The sequence below is a fragment of the Euzebya rosea genome (genome assembly GCF_003073135.1).
Classification (GTDB): Bacteria; Actinomycetota; Nitriliruptoria; order Euzebyales; family Euzebyaceae; genus Euzebya; species Euzebya rosea.
Genome location: NZ_PGDQ01000001.1, coordinates 94415 through 115244, shown reverse-complemented (window position 1 = coordinate 115244; position 20830 = coordinate 94415). Strand labels below are relative to the sequence as shown.

General features: G+C 71.6%; 19 protein-coding genes. 8 read left to right on the top strand and 11 right to left on the bottom strand.

All coding sequences use genetic code 11. The annotated features are described in order from the left end of the window. Positions 1-5: 5 nt before the first annotated feature. Positions 6-350, bottom strand: a complete 345-nt coding sequence (locus tag CUC05_RS00455; RefSeq protein ID WP_108664110.1) for a sigma factor-like helix-turn-helix DNA-binding protein — start codon at positions 348-350, stop codon at positions 6-8. Between the two features lie 118 nt (positions 351-468). On the opposite strand from CUC05_RS00455, the gene CUC05_RS00450 reads away from it, so the two are divergent. Both CUC05_RS00450 and CUC05_RS00445 read left to right on the top strand, forming a co-directional pair. Further along, entirely contained in the window at positions 469-1251 is a 783-nt protein-coding gene (locus tag CUC05_RS00450) for an enoyl-CoA hydratase/isomerase family protein (protein ID WP_108664109.1), read from the top strand. Beyond that, positions 1236-2228, top strand: a complete 993-nt coding sequence (locus tag CUC05_RS00445) for an NAD-dependent epimerase/dehydratase family protein (protein ID WP_108664108.1) — start codon at positions 1236-1238, stop codon at positions 2226-2228. Before CUC05_RS00450 ends, CUC05_RS00445 begins: the two co-directional genes overlap by 16 nt. Before the next feature lie 31 nt (positions 2229-2259). Here CUC05_RS00445 and rsrA read toward each other — a convergent pair whose 3' ends face one another. Beyond that, positions 2260-2487 (bottom strand): mycothiol system anti-sigma-R factor, encoded by a 228-nt coding sequence (gene rsrA, locus CUC05_RS00440; RefSeq protein WP_108664107.1) that lies wholly within the window; start codon positions 2485-2487, stop codon positions 2260-2262. Then, a complete protein-coding gene (locus tag CUC05_RS00435) occupies positions 2487-3164 on the bottom strand; it encodes a sigma-70 family RNA polymerase sigma factor (protein ID WP_108664330.1) in 678 nt (225 codons plus the stop codon). Before CUC05_RS00435 ends, rsrA begins: the two co-directional genes overlap by 1 nt. A gap of 131 nt (positions 3165-3295) precedes the next feature. On the opposite strand from CUC05_RS00435, the gene CUC05_RS00430 reads away from it, so the two are divergent. From CUC05_RS00430 to CUC05_RS00420, 3 genes are read left to right on the top strand one after another with little or no spacing between them, the layout of a single operon-like run. Then, positions 3296-4243 carry a hypothetical protein gene (locus CUC05_RS00430; RefSeq protein WP_157965040.1) on the top strand — a complete coding sequence of 316 codons (948 nt, stop codon included), beginning with the start codon at positions 3296-3298 and terminating at the stop codon, positions 4241-4243. Continuing rightward, positions 4243-4707, top strand: coding sequence for an Rv3235 family protein (locus CUC05_RS00425; protein WP_108664105.1), 465 nt, complete (start codon positions 4243-4245; stop codon positions 4705-4707). The genes CUC05_RS00430 and CUC05_RS00425 overlap by 1 nt, the downstream gene beginning before the upstream one ends. A gap of 36 nt (positions 4708-4743) precedes the next feature. Continuing rightward, a complete protein-coding gene (locus CUC05_RS00420) occupies positions 4744-5706 on the top strand; it encodes an NUDIX hydrolase (RefSeq protein WP_108664104.1) in 963 nt (320 codons plus the stop codon). 9 nt (positions 5707-5715) lie between these two features. Here the strand turns inward: CUC05_RS00420 and CUC05_RS00415 are convergent, their stop codons facing one another. Beyond that, positions 5716-6390, bottom strand: coding sequence for a maleylpyruvate isomerase family mycothiol-dependent enzyme (locus CUC05_RS00415; protein WP_157965039.1), 675 nt, complete (start codon positions 6388-6390; stop codon positions 5716-5718). Between the two features lie 60 nt (positions 6391-6450). Between CUC05_RS00415 and CUC05_RS00410 the strand changes: the two genes are divergently transcribed. Beyond that, positions 6451-7311, top strand: coding sequence for a class I SAM-dependent methyltransferase (locus CUC05_RS00410; protein WP_108664102.1), 861 nt, complete (start codon positions 6451-6453; stop codon positions 7309-7311). A gap of 6 nt (positions 7312-7317) precedes the next feature. Here CUC05_RS00410 and lgt read toward each other — a convergent pair whose 3' ends face one another. From lgt to CUC05_RS00395, 3 genes are all read right to left on the bottom strand, one after another. Then, on the bottom strand, positions 7318-8274 hold the full coding sequence (gene lgt / locus CUC05_RS00405) for a prolipoprotein diacylglyceryl transferase (RefSeq protein ID WP_157965038.1): 957 nt from the start codon (positions 8272-8274) through the stop codon (positions 7318-7320). Continuing rightward, a complete protein-coding gene (secA, locus tag CUC05_RS25470; protein WP_108664100.1) occupies positions 8259-11117 on the bottom strand; it encodes a preprotein translocase subunit SecA in 2859 nt (952 codons plus the stop codon). The genes lgt and secA overlap by 16 nt, the downstream gene beginning before the upstream one ends. Before the next feature lie 88 nt (positions 11118-11205). Beyond that, positions 11206-13818: a putative bifunctional diguanylate cyclase/phosphodiesterase gene (locus tag CUC05_RS00395; RefSeq protein WP_170127879.1), complete on the bottom strand. Its 2613-nt coding sequence runs from the start codon at positions 13816-13818 to the stop codon at positions 11206-11208. A gap of 306 nt (positions 13819-14124) precedes the next feature. Here CUC05_RS00395 and CUC05_RS00390 point away from each other — a divergent pair, with 306 nt between their 5' ends. Then, positions 14125-17277: an AfsR/SARP family transcriptional regulator gene (locus CUC05_RS00390; protein WP_108664098.1), complete on the top strand. Its 3153-nt coding sequence runs from the start codon at positions 14125-14127 to the stop codon at positions 17275-17277. Here CUC05_RS00390 and CUC05_RS00385 read toward each other — a convergent pair whose 3' ends face one another. Continuing rightward, positions 17278-17955 (bottom strand): response regulator, encoded by a 678-nt coding sequence (locus CUC05_RS00385; protein ID WP_108664097.1) that lies wholly within the window; start codon positions 17953-17955, stop codon positions 17278-17280. Positions 17956-18072: 117 nt separating this feature from the next. Next, positions 18073-18684, bottom strand: coding sequence for a ribosome hibernation-promoting factor, HPF/YfiA family (gene hpf, locus CUC05_RS00380; protein WP_108664096.1), 612 nt, complete (start codon positions 18682-18684; stop codon positions 18073-18075). 286 nt (positions 18685-18970) lie between these two features. On the opposite strand from hpf, the gene CUC05_RS00375 reads away from it, so the two are divergent. Next, positions 18971-19384: an OB-fold nucleic acid binding domain-containing protein gene (locus CUC05_RS00375; protein ID WP_108664095.1), complete on the top strand. Its 414-nt coding sequence runs from the start codon at positions 18971-18973 to the stop codon at positions 19382-19384. On the opposite strand, the gene CUC05_RS00370 is transcribed toward CUC05_RS00375, so the two are convergent. Both CUC05_RS00370 and CUC05_RS25060 read right to left on the bottom strand, forming a co-directional pair. After that, the gene (locus tag CUC05_RS00370) at positions 19368-20027 is read right to left on the bottom strand and encodes a potassium channel family protein (protein ID WP_108664094.1); all 660 of its coding nucleotides are present in this window, start codon (positions 20025-20027) and stop codon (positions 19368-19370) included. The genes CUC05_RS00375 and CUC05_RS00370 overlap by 17 nt on opposite strands. A 25-nt stretch (positions 20028-20052) precedes the next feature. Further along, the gene (locus tag CUC05_RS25060) at positions 20053-20727 is read right to left on the bottom strand and encodes a potassium channel family protein (RefSeq protein WP_170127878.1); all 675 of its coding nucleotides are present in this window, start codon (positions 20725-20727) and stop codon (positions 20053-20055) included. Between the last annotated feature and the right edge of the window lie 103 nt (positions 20728-20830).

Below are 20830 nucleotides of genomic sequence, written 5' to 3'. Positions count from 1 at the left end.
ACCCGCTACTTGCCGAGGAACCGCTCCAGGCCCTTGAGGGGCCCGATCTCGCGGATGCGCTCGAAGGCACGCGTCTCGATCTTCTTGACCTCGTGGATGGTGATGCCCAGCCGGTCGGCGACCTCGCCCGGCTTCATCGGGGTGCCGTCGACCAGGCCCATGCGGGCCTCGAGCACCTTGCGCTCGATGTCGGGCAGTCGCTGCAGGACCGTCGCCAGCTTGTTGCGCAGGCGCAGCGCTTCGGCCTCCTCCGGGTTGCGTCCCCCACCCCGGGACTTCCCGGAGTCGGAACGCGGTCGAGAGGAGCTGCTGCCCTTGTCGGGCCGGCCTTCGGCGCTGCGGCGGTTCACGGGTCACGAGCCTAGCGGCTGGCCGGTCGGCCGCAGGCCACATCGGGCGTCCGATCGGGGCGGGCGCAGCCGCCCGGGGATGCGGCCCTCCCCTCAGCGGCATGCGAGGATTCCCCACATGGAGCCCGACCTCGTCCTGGTCGAACGCGACGGCCCCCTGCTGCGCGTCACGATCAACCGCCCCGATGCCCGCAACGCCATCAACGTCGACGTCACCGTGGCGTTGCTCGACGCCATCCGGCAGGCCGAGGCCGCCGACGACATCGTGGCGGTGGTCCTCACCGGGGCCGGTGACCGGGCCTTCTGTGCGGGCGGCGACCTCGGGGGCATGGACCTCGGCGCGGGCGAGACCGCCATCCACAGGGGACGTGCGCTGTTCGCGGAGGTGCTGGAGGGGTTCCGCCGGCTCCGCCGCCCGGTGATCGGTCGGGTCAACGGCCATGCGCTGGCCGGCGGGTTCGGACTGGCGCTGGCCTGCGACGTGCTGATCGCTGCCGACAGCGCGACGTTCGGGGCCACGGAGGTCAGGGTCGGGCTGTGGCCACACATGATCTCCACCGTGATCGCCGACCATGTCGGCCCCAAGAAGGCGATGGAGCTGATGCTGACCGGCACCCGGCTGACCGCAGCGGAGGCCCTCGACCTGAAGCTGGTCAACCAGGTGGTCCCGGCCGGGGAGCTCGACGCCGCCGTCGACGCGTTCACCGACCGGCTGGCGGCGCTGTCGCCGGTCGTCCTCTCCCTCGGCAAGGAGTCCTTCGGGACGTCCCGGACCATGCGCCGCGAGGACGCCCTCCCCTACCTGGCCGGCATGCTCTCGGTACACGTGCGCACCGATGACGCCAAGGAGGGGATCATGGCGTTCCTCGAGAAGCGTCCCCCGGTGTGGACCAACCGCTGACCGACATCACCACCGCGGCGCCCTTCCCCCGCTCCCGCGTGCTGGTGACCGGCGGGTCCGGCTTCATCGGGCGGTCGCTCGTGGACGAGCTGCTGCGACGTGGCACCGACGTCGTCAACCTCGACCCGGTCCCCGGTCCCGGTCGCTGGACCCCGGGTGACGTCCGTGACCTGCCCGCCGACCTCCCCACGGTCGATGCGGTGGTGCACGTCGCCGGCCTGGCGGGGGGTGGTTCGCCCACCGACGCCGAGCTGCACGGGGTCAACGCCGACGGCACGGCCCGGGTCGTCGACCATGCGGTCCGCACCGGTGTTCGCCGGCTGGTCCTGATCAGCTCCATCGCCGTGCTCGGTCCTTCCGAGCAGCCCCTGGACGAGTCGGCGCCCCCACGACCGACGGGCGCGTACGGCCGGTCCAAGCTGCTGGCGGAACGGGCCGTCACCCGCGCTGCACACGAGACCGGGATCGAGGTTGCGATCGTCCGCCCGGGGTACGTGTTCGGCCACGACAACCGCGGCAACTTCGGTCGCATGGTGGCGGCGATCCGGTCGGGCCGGTTCGCCGTCCCCGGCCGCCGGGACACCCTCAAGGCCGGCATCTACCTGCCCGATCTGGTCGGCCTCCTCGTGCGGTTGCTCGACGCGGCGTCCCCACCGCCGCTGGTCCATGCCGTCTATCCCGACACGCCCACGCTGGGGGCGCTGGTGGCCATGATCCACGGGCGACTCGAGGCGGACCCGACGACCCCCGGGCTCCCCGCACCACGGGTGGTTCCCGATCCGCTCGTCCGTGCGGGGCTTCGCGCGCTCGACGTCGCCGCCGGTACGGGGATCCGCCGGGCAGCCGACCTCGGCGAGACGATCCGCAAGCTCCGCGGGAGCTCCAACGTGGTGTCGTCGGTGCTCGACAGCTCGAGCTGGGCCTTCGGTTGGCAGGACGCCCTCGACGACCTGCTGGTGACGGGACCCGGCAGCTAGCCGGGCGTCTCGGCCGCCCCCCCGAGTCAGATCAGCGGAGCTCCAGCTTCGCCATGACGTTGTCGATGAGACCCGGCGGCGCGGCGTCCCGGCACGACGTGGCGACGATGGCCTTCAGTCGCTCCTCGAAGTCGGCACGGTGCCCGCACGGGGGGCAGTCCAACATGTGCGCCTCGACCTTTGCCCGCGTATCGGGGGCACATTCGTCGTCCAGGAACGCCTGGAGCTGGTCGAGGAACTCGGTGCAGCGGTCACCCATCAGCTGATCCTTTCCTCGTCGTCGGTCGGTCCGTCGGTGGTGAGATCGTCCTCGGAGATGATCCCGTGGCGAACCGCGTGGTCGTACAACGCCTTCTGCAGCCCGCTTCTTCCGCGATGCAGGCGACTCATCACGGTGCCGATGGGTGTGTCCATGATCTCGGCGATCTCCGCATAGCTGAATCCTTCGACGTCGGCGAGGTACACCGCGGTCCGGAACTGCTCCGGCAGGCCGTCCAGGGCGTCCTTCACGGCCTGCGCCGGCAGCTGCTGCATCACCTCGAACTCCGCGCTGGGCGCCGATCCCCCCTCGAGCCGGTCGAACAGCGAGAAGTCACCGGAGTCATCGAGGTTGTCCTTCACCCCGTCGGCGGAGACCTCCTGCGGACGGCGCTGCTTCTTGCGGTAGGAGTTGATGTAGGTCGTGGACAGCACGCGGTACAGCCACGCGCGCAGGTTCGTGCCGGGCCGGAACTGGTGGAAGGACGAGTAGGCCTTCGCCATCGCCTCCTGCACGAGGTCCTCGGCGTCTGCCCGGTTCCGCGTGTACCGCATCGCGGCACCGAAGAGCTGGTCGACGTACGGCATCGCGTCCCTGACGAAGATCTCTCGACGTTCGTCGTCGGTCAGCTGCTGCCGGACGGGGCTGCTGGAGTCCTGCTGCGGGGTCGTGGCCATCTCCGCCGAAGTGTACGGGGTGGCGACGGAGGCGGTTCGTTGCACACACAATGTCGTGTTAACCCTTGTCAAACATCCCAATAGCGAGTTATACCGTCCTCGAACACCTGTGAACACGTACGGGAGAGATGATGGACGTCGACGAGCTGGATGCGTGGCTGGGGACCGGGGACGATGCGTCGGGGGCGACGGACGGCGAGGGCCGCACCCGGCCCCCGTGGGGCAAGGCGCCGCCCCGCCGGGACGACCTCGGCGCCGACCGGGACGATCGACGCCGACGCTGGGTCCCGATCGTCGGCGGGGCCTTGCTGCTGTGGGTGCTCGTCATGGCGGTGGCCTTCGGCCGCGGAGCCGGGCCCACCGACGACGCGTCAGCCGACGAACCCTCCGTCATGGACCTCGCCATGGCAGGTGGGGCGCCGTCGGACGGGGGCACGCCGGTCCAGGGAACGGTCACGGCGGCCGCACCGACCGGCGCACCGGCACCCACGGGCCCAGAAGCGACCACCGTCGTGGACGCCTCGACGAGCCCCGAGGGCACCTCGGTCGTCGACACCGCGGTTCCGTCGAGCGGCGAACGCGACTTCGGGGCGATCGTGGCCCTCCGGGCCGCCCTCGGCGAGTCCACCGACGGAACCGACCGATACCTGGAATGGGCCGTCCCGGTCGACCGGGTGGCGCTGCACGACGAGGTGGAGCTGGTCGTGCTCGACGCCGTGTGGCTGAGCGGTCGCGACGGCACCTACGACCGTGCCGAGGGAGGACGATGGGCGGTGCCCGTCGACGCCGACGGCGCGGCGCTGACCGCACCGTGGGCACTCGGACCCTCGACCGCTGCCGAACCGCCCGACCCCGTCGACCCACCCGTGCTGCGACAACGCGTCGCCGAGGTGGAGGATGCGCTCGCCACGGGCGGCTGGAGCGACGTGGTGGTGCACGCAAGTGACGCGCACCCCGAGCTGACCGGCGTGTGGGTCGTCGTCGTCGACGGGGTCGACCCCGCCGGGATCCGACGCGTCGGCGCCCTCGCCTGGCTGCACGACGACGGGGTCCTGCGCGTCCTGGGCGGTGACCGGTGATGCGTCCGCGCACCCCCTTGCAGCTGGTGACGGCGTTCGCCAGCCTCCTCATCGAGGTCGAGGCCGGCGTGCGTCCGGCCCGACACCTGCGGCCGATGCTGGCACCCGAGCTGCAGGGCACCCTTCGCCGGGTGCCGCGGGGCGGCATCGGCGGCGGCATCGCGAAGGTGCACAAGGTGCTCGTGCAGGCACGGGGTGACCGATGCGAGGCGGTGGTCCTGCTGGCACGACCGGAACGCACGACCGCACTGATCGTTTCGCTGATGCGCGACCGGTCGGGCTGGCTGGTCGTGGACCTGGCCCGGCCGGGAGAGGACCCCATGCCGGACCTGCCGCCGGAGCACCCGACCCTGCCGCAGATCGCCTGGCATCGGACCACCGACCGCCAGACGCGGCCACAGGACTGGCAGCTGCCAGCCGGATGGCGGCAACCACCTCGCCCCGCGCTGCCGGACGCGGCATGAGGTGGAGGTCTGCCGAGCGGCCTATCGTGGCCCGCCATGGAGCCTGCTGACCTCCTCCCCCTCCTGACCACCGTGCTGCCTGTGGGCGAGGTGGTGGCCACGCCACACGCCGGTGTCGCCGACGCGCTCGCCGCCAGCGGGGTGGAGGTGCGGGTGGAGGGGCCGTCCGTGCTGCCCGACGGCAGCGTCGGCGCGGTCCTGCTCCTTGCCGGCGAGGTCCCCGCGGCGGGTGACCGCGGTCCGACGCTGCTGGCCGAGGCGGTACGGGCCACGCGCCCCGGCGGGATCGTCGCGGTGGCGGCGCCGTCGGCGATGCCGGCGCGGCTGGCACGGACCGGCGACGGCCAGCCGGCCCTGACGGCCACCGACGCCGACCACATGCTGCGCGAGCGGGGGGTCGAGGTCGAGCTGCTGGCCGCGCCCGGGGCAGCCGCGCGGCTGGCCGGTCGCCCGTGGGCCGGCGCCGACGACCTGCCAGTCGACCGCTCCCCCGGGCTGCTCGACGCCGGTGAGGTCGTCCTGGCCGTGGGGCGCACTCCCCGCAGTCCCGCCGACCGCAGCCGGACGTTCTTTGGCTCGATCGCCCGGAAGGTCGCAGCGGCGTCGGTGATCTGCACCGACGACGACGGCCGTGTGCTGGTCGTGTTCGACGACTTCAAGCGATCGTGGACGTTGCCCGGGGGGCTGGTCGATGCCGCGGAGAACCCGGCGGATGCCGCCGTCCGCGAGGCGTGGGAGGAAGGCGGCGTGCGGGTCGTGCTCGACGAGCTGCTCGGCGTGTTCGCCCACGACCACCCCGATCGCGTCCAGTTCTTCTACGCCGCTCGTCCGGAGGTGCCGACGCCCTCCCCATCCCCCGTGCACACCCACGAGGTGTCGCAGGTCCGCTGGGTGACCCGCGACACCGCCGAGGCGATGGTGGACCCGATGATGCGACGCCGCATGCGGGAGTGCCTGGACGGGCGGCAACGCAACCCCCACCGCACCTGGGGCTGGTGAGCCTGCGGCTCAGCGGTTGACGATCGAGCGGGCCAGCTCGAGGTCGCCCTCGACGTCCAGGTCGACCAGCGGCTGGCGGCCCCAGACCGCCAGCCACAGTTCGTCGGCCGAGCCCGCGACGGTCGCACGGGCAGCGTCGGGGTCACCGTGGGAGGTCGACAACGTCGTGCCCTCGTCGGTGAGCAGGACGACGGTTCCCTGTGGTGCGTCATCGGCTCGAGCCCGGGGCAGGAACACCGACAGGTACTCCGCGATCCCGTCGAGGGCCTGGTCGGCCTCGAACCCGACCGCGGCGTTGCGGGCGAGCTGTGCATCCCAGCGGTGGATGGCGGCCTCGTGGGCCATCCGACGATGCCAGAACGACACGGTGTCGTTGGTGGGGTCGAACGTGAATGCGGGGGCGTCCGGTGGCAGGCGACGAAGGGTGTCGAGCAGCACGGCGGTGCCCTCGCGGAACCAGTCGGCCAGCCCGTCGACCGGCGGGGTGGGCCGTGGCCCGGGCGGCGGGTCGGTCACCCCCCGGTCCAGGTGGCTGCCGTGGAACCACTGCACGACACCGAGGTGCCCGAGCAGATCGGCCATCGTCCATCCCGGACAGGGCGGGACAGGCACATCGAGGCTGCCGGACAACACCGCCTCGAGGAAGGCAGCGGATTCGTCCTCGATCAGGCGCAGGTGGTCCACGCCCCGGATCATGGCACGCCGTGAAGCCCTCCGGCTGCGCAGTGGCTAGGGTTCGCCGCCGTGACGACACATCCTCGGGACCGCGCCTCGCTGACCGCACGGGCGGTTGCGCTCGGCCGTGCGGTAGGTCGGGGCGACCTTCGCGACGGCCTTGCCGAGCGGGCGCTGCCTCGTCTCGTCCGTCCGGCGGTTCGCGGCCTGCGTGCCGCGGCGGGGCTGCCCGGCGGGCGGGCGGCGGTGGCCGTTGCGCTGGGCGGCCTCAACGTGCATGCCGCCCTGCGCATGCACGCCGTCGACGCCGAGGTCGAGCGGGCCGTGCACGACGGCATCGGACAGGTGGTCGTGGTGGGCGCCGGGTTCGACACGCGCGCCTGGCGGATGGAGGCGCTTCACGGCACCCACGTCGTCGAGGTCGACCGCCCGGCCACCCAGCGTCGCAAGCAGGCCACCATGGCCGATGTCGCGCCGCTCGCCGACGTCGAGTTCGTCGCCGCGGACCTCGCCGAGGACTCCCTGCTGATGGCCCTGGCACCGACGGCATGGGACCGACACCGCCCCACGTTGTGGGTGTGGGAGGCAGTCGTGCCCTACCTCGACGACCTGGCCGTGCGGTCCACCGCCACCGGGCTGGCCGAGCTCTCGGCGCCCGGCAGCCGTCTGGTGATGACGTTCGCCCACCCGGTCGGCGGGGGCGGCGTCGCCGGCGCGCTCGTGGACAGCGGGGCACGGCTGGCGTTCGAGGTGCTGGGCGAGCCCCTGCGATCGGCCTACGACGACTGGGACATCACCGCGCTGCTGACCGAGGCGGGGTTCCACGACCCCGTCGTCACGGGCAGCCGCGAGTGGGCGCGAACCGTGGGACAGGATGCCCCACGCCTGATCTTCGCCGCCGAGCGGCTGGTCACCGCCGTCCGGCGCTGACCGGGATCAGGGCACGGCCGGGGGCTCGAGCGCCTCGTCGGCCGTCGCGGGGTCGCCGGTGGTGTCACCGACCGCCTCCTCCTCCGGGGTGGACCGTCGCCAGGCGAGGATGCCCGCGCCGACGATCACGACGACGATGGAGACCCACCCGTTGCGGCTCAGTCCCAGCAGCCGGAAGGTCGTGTCGGTGCGGATCAGCTCCAGCAGGAACCGGATGGTCCCGTAGCCGATCAGGTACACACCGATCAGCCTGCCGCGCAGGGAGGGGTGGCGCCGCTCGAGCCACAGGATGACGGCTGCCAGCCCGAGGTTCCAGAGGGATTCGTACAGGAACGTCGGGTGGAACGTCTCGGCGTCGGGGTAGGCCGCCGGCCGTCGACCCGGCGAGATCTCCAGCCCCCACGGCAGGGTCGTCGGGGTCCCGAACAGCTCCTGGTTGAAGTAGTTGCCCCACCGGCCGAAGGCCTGGGCGATCGGCACGGCCGGGGCGACGGCGTCCAGCAGGTCGGGCAGCCGAACGTCCCACCGTCGGCTCAGCACGACCAGCACGAGCGTGCCGACCGTCAGGCCACCGAAGAGGGCCAGGCCGCCCTCCCAGATGGCGATGACCTTCCACGGTTCGTCCTCGAAGCGCGACAGGTGGGTCGACACGTAGGCCGCCCGGGCACCGAGGAAACCCAGCAGGATCGCCCGGATCAGCATGCGCTCGACGACCTCGGTGTCCGCACCCCGTCGGCCCATGCGGACCACGGTCATGCGCCACGCGATCGCGACGCCGATGGCGATGGCCAACCCGTAGAAGGTCAGCTGCAGCGGCCCCAGGTGCAGGGCGTTGGTGGACGGGGACGGGATCGAGGCGAGCGCCGCGGCTACGCCCCAGGCTTCCGCCGGGGGCTCCGCCCCCGGCCCCCCGAACGGCGCCCTCCGGGCCTCATTTCGTTCGATCCTCAGGCGCCGTGGCACTTCTTGTACTTCTGGCCCGAACCGCAGGGGCAGGGGTCGTTGCGGCCGGTCTTGTCGTCGTTGCGGATCGTGCCGGCCTGCTGGGCAGCAGCCGCGGCGTTCTCCTTGGCGGACCCGGGCGCAGCGGCGCCGGCGCCCCCACTGGCGACGGAGTAGGACGCCCCAGCGCCCTTCGGCGCGGCGTCGCCCGACTTGGCCGAGGAGTAGCTGAACTGCGTGTCCATGGGCCGGTTGGCGGCGCCGTCGAGGGACGGACGGGAGATGCGGGGGCGCGGTGACGCCGGCTTGGCCTCGGCGCTCGCCTGCGCCTCGCCTTCCTTGCGGACCGGCAGGTTGAAGATGTAGCCGACCGACTCCTCCTTGATGCGCGCCTGGATGTCGGCGAAGGCGTTGTAGGCCTCGCGCTGGTACTCCACCAGGGGGTCGCGCTGACCGACCGCGCGCAGCCCGATGCCGTCGCGCAGGTGGTCCATCTCGTAGAGGTGTTCGCGCCACACTCGGTCGACGACCGAGAGGATCACGCGCCGCTCGACCTGGCGCATGCCGGCCGCACCGATCTCCTCCTCGCGGGCCTCGTACCGCTCCATGGCGGTCTCCTCGAGGCTCTGCCGCAAGTCGAAGTGCGCCTCCTTGCCGTCGAACTGGCTGACGTCGATGGCGAACTCGTCGACGCCGAAGAGCTTGCGGACACGCTCCTCGAGCTGCTCGACGTCCCATTCCTCGGGGAACACGCCCTGTGGCGCGAACTGGACGGCCAGGTTGTCGACGGCGTCCTCGACGAACTGCTCGGCGATCTCCTCGACCTGGCTGTCCTCGCCGTGCAGAACGGTGTCGCGCTCGCGGTAGATGATCTTGCGCTGCGCGTTCATGACGTCGTCGTACTTCAGGACGTTCTTGCGGATCTCGTAGTTGCGCGACTCGACCTGCGCCTGTGCCCGGGCCACGGCCTTGGTGACCATGTTCGCCTCGATGGGCAGGTCCTCGGGCATGTTGAGGCGGTTCATGATCGACTCGACGGCCGAGGCGTTGAACAGCCGCATCAGGTCGTCCTCCAGCGACAGGTAGAACCGGGACTCACCCGGGTCGCCCTGACGTCCGGACCGACCGCGCAGCTGGTTGTCGATGCGTCGGGAGTCGTGCCGCTCGGTGCCCAGCACGTACAGGCCGCCGAGCTCGAGGACCGTCTTCTTCTCCTCGGCGCATTCGACCTGGAAGGCCGCGAGGGCCTTGTCGTACTCGGCCTGGTAGCGCTCGCGCCACACCGACTCGGGCTCGACCTCGCCGGTCTCGAGGTCGGTGACCGGCTCGGCCCCGGCCTCGCGCTTGGCGACCTTCGTCGCGAGCGCCTCGGGGTTGCCACCGAGCTGGATGTCGACACCACGACCGGCCATGTTCGTGGCGACGGTCACCGCACCGATGCGGCCGGCCTGCGCGACGATGTCGGCTTCGCGGAAGTGGTTCTTGGCGTTCAGCACCTCGCAGTCGACGCCGGCGACCTTGAGGCGCTTGTGCAGCTCCTCGGAGCGCTCGACGCTGGCGGTACCGACCAGGACCGGCTGGCCCTTCTCCTGCCGGGCCTTGAGGTCCTTGACCACCGCGTTGAGCTTGGCGTCCAGGGACTTGTAGATCTGGTCCGGCTGGTCGAGGCGCTGGATGGGACGGTTGGTCGGCACGACCACGACGCCCATCTCGTAGATCTCGGCGAACTCCTTCTCCTCGGTCTTCGCCGTACCGGTCATGCCCGCGAGCTTGTCGTAGGTCCGGAAGTAGTTCTGCAGGGTGATGGTGGCCAGCGTCTGGTTCTCCTGCTGGATCTTCACCCCTTCCTTCGCCTCGATGGCCTGGTGCAGGCCCTCGGAGTACCGGCGGCCGTGCAGCGTGCGGCCGGTGTTCTCGTCGACGATCAGGACCTCGCCACCGTCGACGATGTACTCGTCGTCGCGCCGGAACAGCTCCTTGGCGCGGATGGCGTTCTGCAGGTGGTGGATCAGCGGCGTGTTGGCGTTCTCGTAGAGGTTGCCGACGCCGAGGAGCTCCTCGACCTTCTCCACGCCCTCCTCGGAGACCGCGATGGTGCGCTTGGCCTCGTCGACCTCGTAGTGCTCGTCGCGCTTCAGCTTCGGGGCGATGCGCTTGGCGAACACCTCGTACCACTGCGAGCTGGCGTCGGCCGGACCCGAGATGATGAGCGGGGTCCGGGCCTCGTCGATGAGGATCGAGTCGATCTCGTCGACGATGGCGAAGTTGTGGCCGCGCTGCACGAGCTGGTCGGGCTGCAGGACCATGTGGTCACGCAGGTAGTCGAAGCCGAGCTCGTTGTTGGTGCCGTAGGTGACGTCGCAGTCGTAGGCCGCCTTCTTCGCGGCCTTGGGCTGCTGGGGGTACACGTACCCGGTGCTGATGCCCAGGAAGGAGTAGACCTGCCCCATCCACTCGGCGTCACGCGAGGCCAGGTAGGGGTTGACCGTGACGACGTGGACGCCCTTGCCCGCGAGGGCGTTGAGGTAGACGGGGGCGGTGGAGGTCAGGGTCTTGCCCTCACCGGTGCGCATCTCGGCGATCTCGCCCTGGTGGATGACGATCCCACCGAGGACCTGCACGTCGAAGGGACGCTGTCCGAGGACACGCCACGCGGCCTCGCGGACGGTCGCGTAGGCGTCGAAGAGGATGTCGTCGAGCGTCTCCCCGTCGGCCAGCCGCTTCTTGAAGACGTCGGTCTGGGCCGCCAGCTCGCCGTCGGACATCGTCTTGATGTCGTCCTCGAGCGCGTTGACCTGCTCAACCATCTTCCAGAGCTGCTTGAGCCGCTTGCCCTCGCCCATCCGCAGCAGTCGATCCAGCATCCGTCACTCTCCCGGCCGCCTGGGACCCGTGTCCTCGCGACCACCGTTTCGTCACGCGCACACGCCGATGGGCGCGCGTCGAACCCCGTCAGAACGTGGGGTCCGGCTCCCAGCGTATCCCCGTCCGCTGGATCGACCGACCCAGCAGTCGGACATCCCCCGGCCGACCGAGCAGATACCCCTGGACCAGGTCGGCCTCCACGCCGAGGGCGGCGTCCAGCTGGTCCTGGCGCTCGATCCCCTCCACGATCACCACGAGGTCCATCGCATGGGCCATCGTGACGACGGCCCGCAGCACCGTGTCGGTGTCCTCGGGCCGGCCCACCAGGGTCTGGTCGACCTTCAGGATGTCCAGCGGCAACGACTGCATCGTCGCGAACGAGGCGTAGCCGGTGCCGAAGTCGTCCAGCGCCACCCGGACGCCGAGGTCCCTGAGCCGCTGCAGCTGCGTCACGACCGTCGGCGTGCCGGCGAGCAAGGTGGTCTCGGTGACCTCCAGCACGAGCCGGCGGGGGTCGACGTCCTCGTCCCGCAGGAGGGCCTCCAGGAGGGAGGGAAAGGCCTCGGACTCCAGCTGCGCACCGACCACGTTGATGCTGACGACCTCCAGCTCGGGGTGTGCCGCCGCGGTGCGGACGACCGTGCGGGCCACCGCGTCGCCGAGCGGCACGATCAGGCCGGTCTCCTCGGCGATGTCGACGAAGGACGCGGGCGTCAGCATGCCCACCGTCGGGTGGTTCCAGCGCACGAGCGCCTCGACGCCCCACATGGAACCCTCCCTCGGATCGAGGATCGGCTGGTAGTGCACGTCGAGCTGCCCGGCCTCGATGGCCCCGGGCAGCTCGGCCTGGGTCCGCATCCGGCGCATCCGTTCGTGCTGGATGGCCGCGTCGAACACCACGACCCGGTCGCGACCGAGCTGCTTGGCCCGGTACAGCGCCGCGTCCGCATCGGCGACCAGCCGTTCCGCGTCGACGGTGTCGTCGGCGACCGCCACCCCGACCGAGCAGCTGACCCGGGTGATCCCGGCCTCCAGCGAGAAGGGCTCCGACAGGGCTTCACGCAGCCGTTGGGCGATGGTCGTGGCCTGCTCGGCATCGGTGTCGGGCAGCACGAGCAGGAACTCGTCGCCGCCGAGGCGCCCGATCCGGTCGTCCGGACGGATGACGCGAACCATGCGCTGGGCCGCGGTGACCAGCAAGGCGTCCCCCGCGGGATGTCCCAACGTGTCGTTCACGAGCTTCAGCCGGTCGAGGTCGCAGAACAGGACCGCCACACGCCGCCCGTCCTCGAGCATCCTCGTCAGGTCCTCCAGCAGCGCGACGCGGTTGTCGAGTCCGGTGAGGGCGTCCTCGTAGGCCATCCGCCGCAGGGTGGCCGCATGGGTTCGGGTGGCCGTCACGTCCCGGACGTTGGCGACGATGGCGGACACATCGGGGTCGTCGCGTCGGTCGACCAGGCGCATCTCCAGCCAGCGATCGGGGATCATCGCGGGGCGGGCGGTCACGCTGACCACACGGCCGCGGGTGCTCGCCGCCTCCCGGAACGCATGCATGACCGGGCCGATGTCGTCGGGGTGGAGCAGGTCGACCCCTCTCCTGCCCGTGGCCGCCTGCCCGGCGAGGTGCTCGATGGCCGGCGTGCTGTAGGTGACGAACCCGTCGGCGGTGAACAGGGCCACCCCGTCGACGGCGTTCTCGACCAGCGCGGCGAACAAGCGGTTGCGGGTGCCCAACCGACGTGTGCTGCGCTGGTGCCCGAGGATCGCCGCACGCAGCCGCACCCCGACCGCGATCAGCAGCAGCGACTCGAAGCCCAGCAGCCCGGCCCCACACGCGAGGTCCGCGCCGACGGCGCATCCCGTGCGCAGCACCAACGGCACGACCAGGGCGGCGCAGATCACCAGGAGGCGCGCCCCGGAACGGTCCTGCTGACGGCCGAGTCCGTCACCGGGACGTGTCGCGGACGGGTGGATCGCCGCGATGCCGACCAGCGCGTAGGCCAGCCCGAGCAGCGGTGCGGCAGGGCCTTCGTGCACGTCGCCCATCCGCCCGGTCGCCCAGTGCACGAGGGGAAACGCCGCACCGGCGATCCCCGCCAACGACATGACGGTCGCGTAACGCGGCAGGCCGCCGGCAGCGAAGGCCCAGCGCACGACCAACGACAGGACGAGCAGGACGAGCGCGAGGCTGCTCGAGACCCGGATGATCCCGAGCGTCGTGGAGCTCGCCAGGACCACCGGGTCGGGACCGAGGACCGCGGACCACCAGACCGCAGCGACGGCCAGCCCGACGATCAGGGCATCGAGCTCGTCGACGCGACGCCAGCCGAGTTCCTCGCCGTCCGGCGACCCGTCGGCACGGGAGTCGCCGTATCGGCCGAGCGAGCGAAAGGCCCCCCGGAGCAGGGGAAAGGCGGCCAGCGTGGCGCCGATCAGGAGCAGCTCGCCGACGAGGCCCTCGACCAGCTGGGCGGCCGTCATGCCCGCGCCGTGCACGACGAGGCCGAGGCGGAGCCGCCGCCAGCCCGGGTCCAGCGGAGGATGTCGTCGATGGAGGAGCACCATGACGCCGATCGGCCCCCACAGCAGGCCGAGCAGCCACAGCTGCCGCGTGGCTCCCGGTGCCAGCCCGTACCACGACACGACGACGGCCAGCCAAGCGACTGCGACGGCACGCCACCAACGGGGGCGCGACAGCACGGGACCCCCTCCGTCACGGCTCGTCACGACGTCCCACTCCTGTTCTTGCGGCGACGACGGATGGTAGCGCCGCGTGGACGGGCGGTGGACCGGGCGAGCGGGCGCCGGTCCCGGACGGTCATGGGATCCGACGGCGCTGCTGGCGAGCCCACCTCGTGTCGTCCGGGGGGTGTGACGACCGGGGCCCGGTCCCTCGGCCGGTGCCCGTCGGAGGTGGGCTCGCCCCCTCATGCAGCGTGTGCGCCACCGCTGGCGGCGCCACCTGGGTGCACGATAGGAACGTGGCTTTCACTATCCTTTCGGAACGTGGATGCCCTGCTCCTTGCCAGACCCTCCTTGACCGCACGGCTGGACCGCGCCCTGGAGCATCGCCTGACCGCGGTGGTGGCCGGTCCCGGGTCGGGCAAGAGCACCGTCCTTCGCGCGTGGTGCTCCGGGGTACGGGCCGCGGTCTGGCATCCACAACCGACCGCGTCGTGGGCCAGCGCGGCATCCGGCCTGGTCGAGGCGCTGGCCGCGGTCGTCGAGCTGCCCGACATGTCGGCGTCGTGGCGCAGCGCCGCCCCCGAGCCGGAGTCCCCCGCCCGACGAGGTGCCGCGATGGCCGGCGACCTGGTCGATGCCATCGGCGACACCGAGCTGGTCCTCGTCGTGGACGAGCTCGATCCGGTGGCCGATGTCCCCGGCGTCCGGCATCTGCTGACGTCGCTGGTGCGGCAGGCCCCGCCGACGTTGCACGTGGTCGTGGCCTCGGGTTCCGCGCTGCCTCCGGGCCTGGCCGCCCAGTGCGGGTTGGAGCTCACCGGTGACGACCTCGCGTTCGACCTGCCTGCCGTCGAGGCGATGCTGCAGGCCATCGGCGGTGACGCCGGTCGAGCCGCCGAGATCCTCGGGGCCACGGGCGGCTGGGCGCTCGGGGTCAGGCTGGCGGCAGAGGCCGACGACCCGTCGATCCCCGCTGAGGTCCGTCCGCTCGTCCAGCGCGCGCTGGAGCAGCGGTCACCGGCTGCGCGAGCGGTCCTGCAGGCGGCCGTCGACCTGCCCTGGGTCGATGACCGGATGCTGGGGCACCTGGGGGTGGTCGACGCGCGTCGGGGCCTGGAGGAGCTGCAACGCCACGGGGTCTTCCTGACCCCCGTCGGCGGGAACGGCCATCGGCTGTCGGACCTCGTCGGCGACATCGTCGCTGCGGCGACCGGCGAGTCGCCGTCGGACCGCACCCGTCGCCTGCGCACCGCCGCCGGATGGCTCGAGGACAACGGCCAGCCGGCCCCGGCGCTGGCATGCCTCGTCCGCGCCGCCGACCACGAGCGGTTGGTCGCCATGCTCGAGGCGAACGGGACGCAGCTGCTGCGCAGCGGCCGCGTCGACGTGGTCGCCGACGCCTGCACGGCGGTTCCACCCGAACGACGCACGAGCCTGCTGCACATCCTGGAGGGCGATGCCCACCAGGTACGGGGCGACTGGACGGCGTCCCTCGCCGCCTACCTCCGTGCGTCCCAGGACGCCGACCCCGGTATCCGCCCGAAGCTGGCATGGCGCATCGGGCTGATCCACTACCTGCGGGGCGAGCTGGAGGAGGCCATGGCGGCCTACGAGCGTGGCTTCCCCATCGCCGGGGAACGACCGGCCGGCACCGGGGACGGGGCCGGACTGGGAGACATCGCGCTGGCCCGGGCGTGGGGCGCCGCCGCCTGCTGGCTCCGCGGGGACCTGCCCCGTGCCCGGCAGCTGGCGACCGATGCGTTGCAGGACGCCCTCGCGAGCGCGGAGCCGGGCGCCGAAGCCGCCGCCCGGACGGCGCTGGCGATGGTGGCCGCTGCCGATGGCGACCGCGCCGCCAACGACGCCCACTACCGCGCGGCGCTGGCCGCTGCCGAGCGGGCGGGCGATGCGCTGCAGCTGATCCGCATCCACACCAACCGGGCGTCGCACTTCTGCGAGGAAGGGGCGTTCGACGCGGCGCTCCGCGAGCTGGAGAAGGCGATCCACCTGTCGGGGCTGGCGGGTGAACGCACGATGCGCAGCATGGCCCTGTCCAACCGCGCCGAGGTCCACCACCGCCTCGGCCGCATGGAGGAAGCCGCCGCCGACGTCACCGAGGCCGAGCGCATCTGCACGGAGGTGGGCACCGACATGGTGGTCTACCCGCTGCTGCGGCGGGGCCTGCTCGCCGGCGACCGCGGTGACCGCCCCGCTGCGCTCTCCGCCCTCGGACGGGCGATCGAGATCGCACGACGAACCGACGACCGACAGGTCCTCGCTCCTGCCCTGGCGGCGCGGGCCGTGGTCCTGGCCATCGAGGACCCGACGGCCGCCGAGGCGCTGGCACGCGAAGCCGTCACGGTGTCCGGTGGGCTGGCCAGGGCGGAGGCGCTGATCGCCCTGGCGGCGGTCGCCCTGCACCGCCACGACCGCGCCGAGGCCACGCGCTTGGCCCTCCAGGCGCTGGCCGACGCGCGTCATCGCCGGGATCGGGTCAACGAGGCCGAAGCGCTGCATGTCCTGGCGGCGGCAGACCGCACCTCCGGTGCCCGCCACGTCCGAGCGGCACGGGCGATCTGGGCGGGGTTGGGGTGCCCGATCGGCGTCGCCGCGACCACGCTGCTCGCGGCCGACATCGGCAGTCCCGCGTCCGCCGAGGCCGAGGCGCGGCTGGTGGGCATGGGCGCCGCGGGCCTCGCCGAACGCATCCGCGCCTGGCGCGCCGACGGCGGGCACGATGCCGGCACCGAGGACGTGCGCCTGCGGGTGCTGGGCGGGCTCACCCTCGAGCTCGACGGTGTCCCGGTTCCCCACGAGACCTGGGGCTCCCGGAAGTCCCGCCTGCTGCTGGCGCAGCTCGTCGCCCGTCGAGGTCGTCCGGTCCCCCGCGAGGAGCTGGCGGTGTCCCTGTGGCCCGACGGGGACCCCTCACGCCTGGGTCCCCGGTTGTCGGTCGAGCTGTCCAAGCTCCGTCGGGCGCTGGGGCCCGCTCGGGACGCCATCGTGGCCGACCGCGACAGCCTGCACCTGGACCCCGACGAGCTGTCCGTCGACGTGTGGCGGTTCGTCGACGACGCGACCGCGGGACTGGACGCTGCGAGGAGCGGCGCGGACGGCAGCGAGTCGTTGCGGCGGGCCGACGCGGCCTACACCGGCGACTTCCTGGAGGAGCATCCCTACGAACCATGGGCGGCGGGTCTGCGCGACCGTGCACGGGCGCTGGCGGCCAACGTGGCGCGAACCCTGGCCGCCACCGCCTGGGCGGCGGGTGATGCCGCCGAAGCCGCACGCTGCTGGCGACGGGTGCTGGAGCGCGACGCCTTCGCCGAGGACGCCCACCTGGCACTCGTCGAGGTGCTGTCGGCCGTCGGCACACACGGCGAGGCCCGACGCGCCTACCAGACCTACGTGGCCCGCATGGAGGAGATCGACGCCCCGGTGGCGCCGTTCCCGACACCGAAGGCCGCTACGTGATCACTTGATCTCGAGCAGCTTCTCGCGGACGGCGTAGACGACTGCTTCCATGCGCGAGTGGAGGTGCAGCTTCTCCAGGATGTTGCGCACGTGGTTCTTCACCGTGTTCTCGGAGATGAACAGCTCCTTGGCGATGTCGCGGTTGTTCATCCCCTTGGCGACCAGCGTCAGGACCTCCATCTCGCGGTCGGTCAGCCGGGGCGCCGGCATCTGCTGCTTCTCCTCGTCCTTCTTGGCCATGGCGGCGAACTCGTTGAGCAGCTTGGATGCCATGGAGGGAGAGATCAGCGACTGGCCGGCGTGGACGCTGCGAATCGCGTCGGCGACCTCGTCGATGGAGATCTCCTTGAGCAGGTATCCCGACGCGCCGGCCTTGATCGCGTCGTAGAGGTCCTCCTCCTCGTCGGAGATCGTGAGCATCAGGATCTTGGTGGAGGGGACCTTGTCCTTGATGGACTTGGTGGCCTCGATCCCCGTGATGCCGGGCATCCGGACGTCCATCAGGACCAGGTCGGGGATGTGCTCCTCGGCCAGGGCGATGACCTCGTCACCGTCGCTGGCCTCGGCCACGACGTCGATGTCGTCCTCGGACTCGAGGACCATGAACAGCCCCCGGCGGAAGAGCGCGTGGTCGTCGGCGACGATGACCTTGATGGAGTCGGCCGGCGTCTCGCTCATTCGATGCTCCCGTAGTTCGCGTGTGGGTGGGGCCGTCGATGCCCTGGTGACTACTCATGTAACCAGACGTCGACCCCACCCGTTCGGACTACAGACTACCCCCTCACAAAGGAGTCGTTAGGGTGCCGTAGCCATCGCAGCGGGCTGGTCGGCGCCCACCGCCTCGATGAGGCCGATGTCACCATCACCCCGTCGGTACACCACGTTCGGGGCGCCCGTACCGGCGTTGGTGAACAGGTAGAAGTCGTGGCCCAGCAGCTCGAGCTGGAGGACGGCGTCGTCGGGGAACATCGCCGTCAGCTCGAACTCCTTGCGCTTGACGATGTTGGGCGAGGGATCGTCGTGCTCGACCTGGCCGTTGGTGGCGGCCCGCCGGTGCACCTGGGGCAGCTCGCCGGTGGTGCGGGCGTCGTCCCGGCCGCGGCGGCCCCGGTCGATCAACCGTGTCTTGTAGCGACGCAGCTGCCGTTCGAACCGGGCGATGGCCTGGTCGATCGCCTCGTGGTGGTCCTGTCCCTCGCCGAGCGCGCGGACAGTGTGCTTCTTGGACCGTGCGGTGATCTCCACGCTCGCAGGGTTGGGTATCCGTGGATTGTGTTCCTCTGCGAAGCTCACCTCGAGATCGAGGATCCGGTCGAAGAACCGAGTCGCGTGTTCGACCTTGCGCCGCGCCTCCTCCTTGACCCGTTCCGGGATCTCGCAGTTCCGTGCTCGCAAAGTGATGTCCACATGCGCCTCCTTGATGGGTGCCTACTGCTCGGTCATGCGACCCTCAAAACCACGAACGCCCCGGGCGCCGATGTCGGCGTCGCGGGGCGTGCAGGATGCGGGGCAGGCTTGGCTCCAGCTGTCTGGCGGATCAAGCCTCACCTCCTGTTGGTCGCACCCGATATGGTGGAGGCAGCGACGCCCCCGCGCAAGGGGCAGTTCACCCACGAGACACTCCGCGAGCACCACAGGGGTGCACGCCGACTCGCCGCCGACGACGAGCCGCACGCAAGCAGATGGAGGCCCCATGCCACCCTTCGCCGTCCGCTCGACGACCGACCACCTCGCCGCCGACCAGCTGGATGCCTGGTGCACGCTGTTCGAGGGATGCACGCGGATCGCCGCGCTCGTGCCGCGCCAGCACGCCACCGCCCTCGGGGTGATCCAGCGCCTTCGGCTGGTGCCCGACGAGTCCATGGAGGCCGTCATCGACGACGGCACCGGCCGGCTGCGCGTGGTGTGGACCGGCAGCGACCCGCTGAACGGGCTCGAGCTCGGCCGTGGCCTGCGGGTCGAGGGCACCGTCAGCATCGACGGGGGCCAGAAGCTGATGCGCAACCCCACGTGGTGTGTCGTCCGCGACCCCTACGCGTGCGCGGAGAAGGAACGCGACAAGGACCGCGCGTCGCGCGCGGACAAGGGCCTCAGCGCGCGCCGATGAGCGCTTCGCGCATCTCCTCCACGCGCATCACCGGCACCAGCGCCAGCACCTCGTCGCCCTCGGTCAGCGCCGTCGTCCCCCGCGCGGGCAGCACCCGGTTGCCGCGGACGATCGCCACGATGGCGCTGTCGGGCGGGAGCGGCAGTCCGTCCACACGCTGACCGGTCGCGGCCGACTTGTCGTCCAGCCTGACCTCGAGCAGCTCGATCTCGCCGCGCCCCAGCTTGAGGAGGCTGATCAGGTCACCGGTCAGCACCTCCTCCTCCACCAGCGCGGTCAGCAGGTGCGGGGGCGACACCGCGAGGTCCACACCCCAGGAGGCGTCGAAGAGCCACTCGTTGGCCGGGTAGTTCACCCGCGCGAGCACGCGGGGCACGCCGAACTCCTCCTTGGAGAGCAAGCTGATGACCAGGTTGTCCTCGTCGTCGCCGGTCACGGCAACCACGACGTCGGCGCTGCGGACCTCCGCCGCCTCCAGCACCGCCGGTGCACACGCGTCGCCGTGCACGATGCGGATGCCGTCGCCGACCCGCGCGACCGCCTCGTCGCGCTTCTCCACGATCGTCAGGTCGTGCCCTCGATCGCGCAGCTCCGCGGCGAGGTAGCGACCGATGCCGCCGGCCCCTGCGATCACGACCTTCATGCCGTCACCTCCATGCCGTCGCCGTTCATGACTGGCTCTCCTCCGACACGGTTGACAGGAACGCCTCGGCCTCCTCGAGGGCCGAACGCTGCACGGCGAGATGGATGCGTTCGCCGGCCTGCAGCAGCTGGCGGGGCACCGGGATCGAGGTCTGCCCGACACGGGTGACGGCAGCCAGCAACCACTTGCCCTGGCGCTGGAACCGCTCCACCTCCCACGGGCCGCCCTCGGCCGGCAGGTCGTGCGCCAGCACGACGACGTCCCCCTCGCCCGGGCCGATGGCGGTCTCGTGCTCCAGCACGCCCTCCCGGAGGTGGCCGAGGATCGCGTCGGTGGTCCACCGCGCGCTGGCGATGGTCGTGATGCCGTGGCGTTCGTAGATCGTGGCGCGGTCCGGGTCGTAGATCCTGGCCACGACGGTCCGTACGCCGAACCGTTCCCGGGCGATGCGTGCGGCGACGATGTTGGAGTTGTCGCCGCTGGTGACCGTCACGAACGCATCGGCGTGGTCGACGCCGGCCTTCAGCAACGTGCTGCGGTCGAAGGCGAGGCCCTGCACGGTCGTGCCACGGAAGCTGGCCGGCAGCCGCCGGAACGCCTTCGGGTCCTCGTCGACGATCACGACGTGGTGCCCCGCCGCATCCAGCTCGCCCGCGAGGCTCGAGCCCACACGGCCGCAGCCGATCAGGATCACGTGCACTGGCAGGACTCCTCTGCGTGACGGGGACTGGGGCGGACCGTGCCGTGCCGTCGGGCGACCGACGGGGCCACGGCCCGGGGTGAGACGATAGCGCCAGCAGGCC

Bases quoted from the DNA above. Each gene is read 5' to 3' on its own strand.
- CUC05_RS00430 (WP_157965040.1), top strand. From the start codon at position 3,296: ATGGACGTCGACGAGCTGGATGCGTGGCTGGGGACCGGGGACGATGCG.
- CUC05_RS00450 (WP_108664109.1), top strand. From the start codon at position 469: ATGGAGCCCGACCTCGTCCTGGTCGAACGCGACGGCCCCCTGCTGCGC.
- CUC05_RS00435 (WP_108664330.1), bottom strand. From the start codon at position 3,164: ATGGCCACGACCCCGCAGCAGGACTCCAGCAGCCCCGTCCGGCAGCAG.
- CUC05_RS00425 (WP_108664105.1), top strand. From the start codon at position 4,243: ATGCGTCCGCGCACCCCCTTGCAGCTGGTGACGGCGTTCGCCAGCCTC.
- CUC05_RS00375 (WP_108664095.1), top strand. From the start codon at position 18,971: ATGCCACCCTTCGCCGTCCGCTCGACGACCGACCACCTCGCCGCCGAC.
- CUC05_RS00370 (WP_108664094.1), bottom strand. From the start codon at position 20,027: ATGAAGGTCGTGATCGCAGGGGCCGGCGGCATCGGTCGCTACCTCGCC.
- CUC05_RS00420 (WP_108664104.1), top strand. From the start codon at position 4,744: ATGGAGCCTGCTGACCTCCTCCCCCTCCTGACCACCGTGCTGCCTGTG.
- rsrA (WP_108664107.1), bottom strand. From the start codon at position 2,487: ATGGGTGACCGCTGCACCGAGTTCCTCGACCAGCTCCAGGCGTTCCTG.
- secA (WP_108664100.1), bottom strand. From the start codon at position 11,117: ATGCTGGATCGACTGCTGCGGATGGGCGAGGGCAAGCGGCTCAAGCAG.
- CUC05_RS00385 (WP_108664097.1), bottom strand. From the start codon at position 17,955: ATGAGCGAGACGCCGGCCGACTCCATCAAGGTCATCGTCGCCGACGAC.